This window comes from Natronospira elongata, from assembly GCF_034931365.1.
GTDB classification, from domain to species: domain Bacteria; phylum Pseudomonadota; class Gammaproteobacteria; order Natronospirales; family Natronospiraceae; genus Natronospira; species Natronospira elongata.
The window spans coordinates 1-4,236 of the sequence record NZ_JAYGII010000073.1; the positions used below are offsets into that span (position 1 = coordinate 1).

The window sequence follows — 4,236 nt, forward strand, 5'->3', positions numbered from 1 at the left end:
TATTTGCAAACCAACCATCACGCAAGCCGAACGAAATTATGAAACGGAGATATAAGAAGTAATGACACAAACAGACATCCTGCAAACCATCCTAAAGGACAGCAACTACAATTTATCGCTGTTCTCGGATGAGGAAATTGAAGCGTTACGGCAACAGGTTTTCACCAAGGAAGCCAGAGGGAAAGAAACTCCTTTCATAAATTGCATCGTTAGAGACAAAGAAATCCAGCTCAAGCCTGAAGAGGTTGTCAGGCAGCTATATGCTACAAGGCTCATTGAACAATACGGCTACCCGAAAAAACGCCTTGCCTTTGAATATGCCGTTACATTTGGGCGCGAGAAGAAAAGCGCAGATATTGTCATTTTTGACAAAGACCGCACCGATACCGCCTATATCGTCGTTGAACTCAAAAAGCCCAAACTCAAAGACGGGAAAAATCAACTTCGTTCCTATTGTAACGCTACGGGTGCGCCTATTGGCGTGTGGACAAACGGCGAGAAAATATCGCACTACCATCGTAAAGATCCGAATTACTTTGAAGACATCACCGATATTCCAAAAGGGAATCAAACGCTCAAGGACATACTGAGCGAACGTTTCACCCTGCGCGATCTAATCATCAAAGACAAAATAGCCAATGAGCGAAAGTCATTGAAAGACATCATTCTGGAAATGGAGGATGAAGTTCTTGCTAATGCTGGCGTGGATGTATTTGAAGAAGTATTCAAACTCATTTTTACCAAACTCTACGATGAATTCGGCAGCAAAAAAGACAAGGACATTATCGAATATCACCTTGATCAGAATTTGGATGAGGAGGAGCGAGGCGACTACGAGAAGCTGAAAGAATGCCTTGAAACACTTAATGACAAGAAATTCCGTGTCATGGAATTCAGGAACACCGGACAAACCGACACCGAGTTAAAAAAGAAGATTCAGGAGTTATTTAACGAGGCCAAAAACCAGTGGCACGGTGTATTTCCCGAAGGCTCGTCTTTTGAGCTATCGGACAGCCATTTGTCGGTATGCGTGTCCAGTTTGCAGGATGTAAAGCTATTTAACTCAAACTTGCTGGTAGTGGATGAAGCTTTCGAATACTTGGTCAACAAATCGGCTAAAGGCGAAAAGGGCCAGTATTTTACTCCGCGTCACGTCATTGATATGTGCGTCCAAATGCTTAACCCAAAGCGTGGCGAATACATGATCGACACTGCATCGGGAAGCTGTGGTTTTCCGGTACATACCATTTTCAAACTCACCGGCCATTTGTTTACCAATGCGGAAATCCCTGACGAGGAAAAACAGCATGTGCTCAAAGTGTTTGGCATCGACTTTGACGAAAAAACCGTGCGTGTCGCTCGTACCTTGAATCTGATTGCAGGCGATGGTGAAACCAATGTTTTGCACTTGAATACGCTGGATTTTGAGCGATGGAACGACAAAACCGAAAAAGACCCAAAATGGATTAATACATACGGCAAGGGCTTTGACCGGCTGGAAAAACTCAGAAGCGACAAGGGCGAGAACAAAAACTTCAATTTCGATATTTTGATGGCAAATCCCCCCTTTGCTGGCGACATCAAGGAAAGCCGTATCCTGCATCAGTATGAACTCGGCTTTAAGGGCAATGGTAAAGCGCAAAGCAAAGTCGGGCGGGATATTCTGTTTATTGAAAGAAACCTGGATTTTCTCAAACCCGGTGGTCGTATGGCGATTGTTCTACCGCAAGGCCGTTTTAATAACACCTCGGATAAACACATCCGGGAATTTATCGCTCAACATGGTCGTATCCTTGCGGTGGTCGGTTTGCATGGAAACACCTTCAAACCCCACACCGGCACCAAAACCAGCGTTTTGTTTGTACAGAAATGGGACGATAAGCTTTGCCCGAAAGTTGATGACTATCCAATATTTTTTGCTGTTTCCGAGAAGGGCGGTAAGGACAATTCAGGCGACTATATCTATGTCAAAAACGGCAATGGCCAGTACAAGTTGGATAAGAACGGCCATTTAATTGTTGACCATGACCTGCACAATCACGGCGGCGAATTACCTGATGGCATTGCAGAAGCCTTTATTGAATGGGCTGAAAAAGAAAAACTGTCGTTCTGGGTGGAGGGGTAAGAATGCAAAGCCAAGTATTGAACTACTCCACGGCGAAAAAAGATGATGGTACATTTCGTCTTGATGCAGAGCATTACCAAGAAAAATATTTGTTAAATCAGAATAAGCTTTTGAAATTTGGCGCAGTCCCATTGCATTCAATGATCTCTCGCCCCGTTATGACTGGTCATACACCTTCTATGAAGATTGATTCATATTATGGTGATGACGTTGCGTTTGTGAAAACAGATAATCTGAGAGAGTTTAGAATAACGGGTGAGTTTTCGCACCGCCTCAGCCAAAAAGGCAACGAGGTAATCAAGCGCAGTGTGCTACAAAAGGGTGACCTGATAATGACGATTATTGGAGCAACCTATAAAATAGTAGGTCGTTCTGCCCTTGTGCGCTCAGAGGATTTGCCTGCAAACATCAATCAAAATATTGCTCTTATTCGACTAAAGAAGGCATATTCACCAGAGTTTCTTTCTGCCTATTTGAATAGCAATATTGGCAAACTTGCCACTTGGTATCTTTCCAGACAAACAGAGCAAGTGAACCTGAATTGCAGGGAAATTGAGAAAATTCTTGTTCCTAAAGTATCGAAGGAATTTTCGCTCACAATTGAGAACACATATAAAAAAGCAGTTCTGTCAGAACACGGCTCAAGATCGGCGTTTTTTAAGGCAGAGAATCTTCTTCTTACTGAGATTGGCTTAAATCATTGGCAACCAAAGCATCAACTCTCCTTTGTCAAAAACTATTCCGATACCGAACAGGCAGAACGCATAGATGCGGAATACTTCCAGCCAAAGTATGAGGAAATCGAGCAAGCAATTAAGCAGTATTCTGATGGTTATTCAACTATTGGCGAAGAGTTCAAGCAAAACAAGAGCACTTTTAAGATTGATGATAAGAAGATCCATCAGTATGTAGAAATCGGCAGCGTTAATGTTTCAAACGGTGAAATTTTAGCAAATGAAGTTATTGGCGAGGAACTCCCCGCCAATGCAAAAAGAGCATTGAAGAAGAACGACGTAATCGTGTCGAAAGTCAGGACATACAGAGGGGCTATAACTATTGTTGAAGAAAGTGGATATGTAGGGAGCGGTGCATTTACCGTGCTTCGAGAAAATGGCCGAATTAACAAAGAAACACTCCTTGCTTTCCTTCATTCAAAACCACTTTTAGAATGGTCACTAAAGCCAAACACAGGGACATCATATCCAGTCATAGTGGACAATGACCTTTTAAAATTGCCTATACCCCTTATCCCTGAGTCCAAACAAACTGAAATCCAGCAAAAAGTCACCGAATCATTCAACTTGCGAAAGCAATCCAAACGCTTGCTGGAATGCGCCAAACGTGCTGTTGAAATGGCTATCGAGCAAGACGAACAAGCCGCTATGGACTGGCTAAAAGAACAGGCAGGAATGTAAAAATGCCAAGTGATTATAAAAAGGAATGGATGGAAAAGTCCGCAATAGATTATTTCTCACCATTCATGTCGCTATGGCTGGCCTGTAACTCTTGGTACATGTCGCATTATTCGGACTTGAATGATAGCCATTCAGGGTCAAATGGAGCTACCGACCGCGACTTCATTAACAAACTAAAAGAAGATACCAGTGGTAGGAATCATTTTTATAAGAAATTTGAAGAGTTAATTGAGAAGGCCGGCAAAGAGGGAATTGCCTTTCGAACTGATTTGGAATTACTGCATTACGCGCTTGACCGAGCGAACCTGATGCCTGAAAGGATTAACTCATGCTCTCTACGAAGTGCAGTCGTAAATTATCAAAATAAAGATAATCCAATTGATCTGATCAAATCACCTCGAATTAACCAGGATGGCTCGGTTCATGCCAATGACGAAGCTGATGTTGTCAAACTCGATCAACTCTATATCTCAAGTAATCGACAACATTGTTTTGCAGGAGTGTTAGAAATCATCTACCAAGTACGAAACATGTTAGTTCATGGCAAGCTTAACCCGGATAAGGACGAGCATGATGTCGTGAAGTATTGCTATCGTATCCTGTGGGAATTGATGAACTGATGACAAATGCAAATATAACAAGGCGCTGCACTCGGACAATTGTTCCGCTGCGCTCCAAAATTGCCGGTGAGCTTAT

General features: G+C 42.7%; 3 protein-coding genes. All 3 read left to right on the top strand.

Translation table 11 applies throughout. The annotated features are described in order from the left end of the window. Positions 1-61: 61 nt before the first annotated feature. Genes VCB98_RS13660 through VCB98_RS13670 form a run of 3 tightly spaced genes read left to right on the top strand, consistent with a single transcriptional unit; the run spans position 62 to position 4,160 of the window. A complete protein-coding gene (locus VCB98_RS13660; protein ID WP_346053469.1) occupies positions 62-2,125 on the top strand; it encodes an N-6 DNA methylase in 2,064 nt (687 codons plus the stop codon). Positions 2,126-2,127: 2 nt separating this feature from the next. After that, positions 2,128-3,540: a restriction endonuclease subunit S gene (locus VCB98_RS13665; RefSeq protein ID WP_346053472.1), complete on the top strand. Its 1,413-nt coding sequence runs from the start codon at positions 2,128-2,130 to the stop codon at positions 3,538-3,540. Positions 3,541-3,542: 2 nt separating this feature from the next. Further along, on the top strand, positions 3,543-4,160 hold the full coding sequence (locus VCB98_RS13670; RefSeq protein WP_346053474.1) for a hypothetical protein: 618 nt from the start codon (positions 3,543-3,545) through the stop codon (positions 4,158-4,160). Positions 4,161-4,236 lie beyond the last annotated feature (76 nt).

Excerpts from the sequence above, each read along its gene's own strand:
- VCB98_RS13665 (WP_346053472.1), top strand. The coding sequence starts at position 2,128 with ATGCAAAGCCAAGTATTGAACTACTCCACGGCGAAAAAAGATGATGGT.
- VCB98_RS13670 (WP_346053474.1), top strand. The coding sequence starts at position 3,543 with ATGCCAAGTGATTATAAAAAGGAATGGATGGAAAAGTCCGCAATAGAT.
- VCB98_RS13660 (WP_346053469.1), top strand. The coding sequence starts at position 62 with ATGACACAAACAGACATCCTGCAAACCATCCTAAAGGACAGCAACTAC.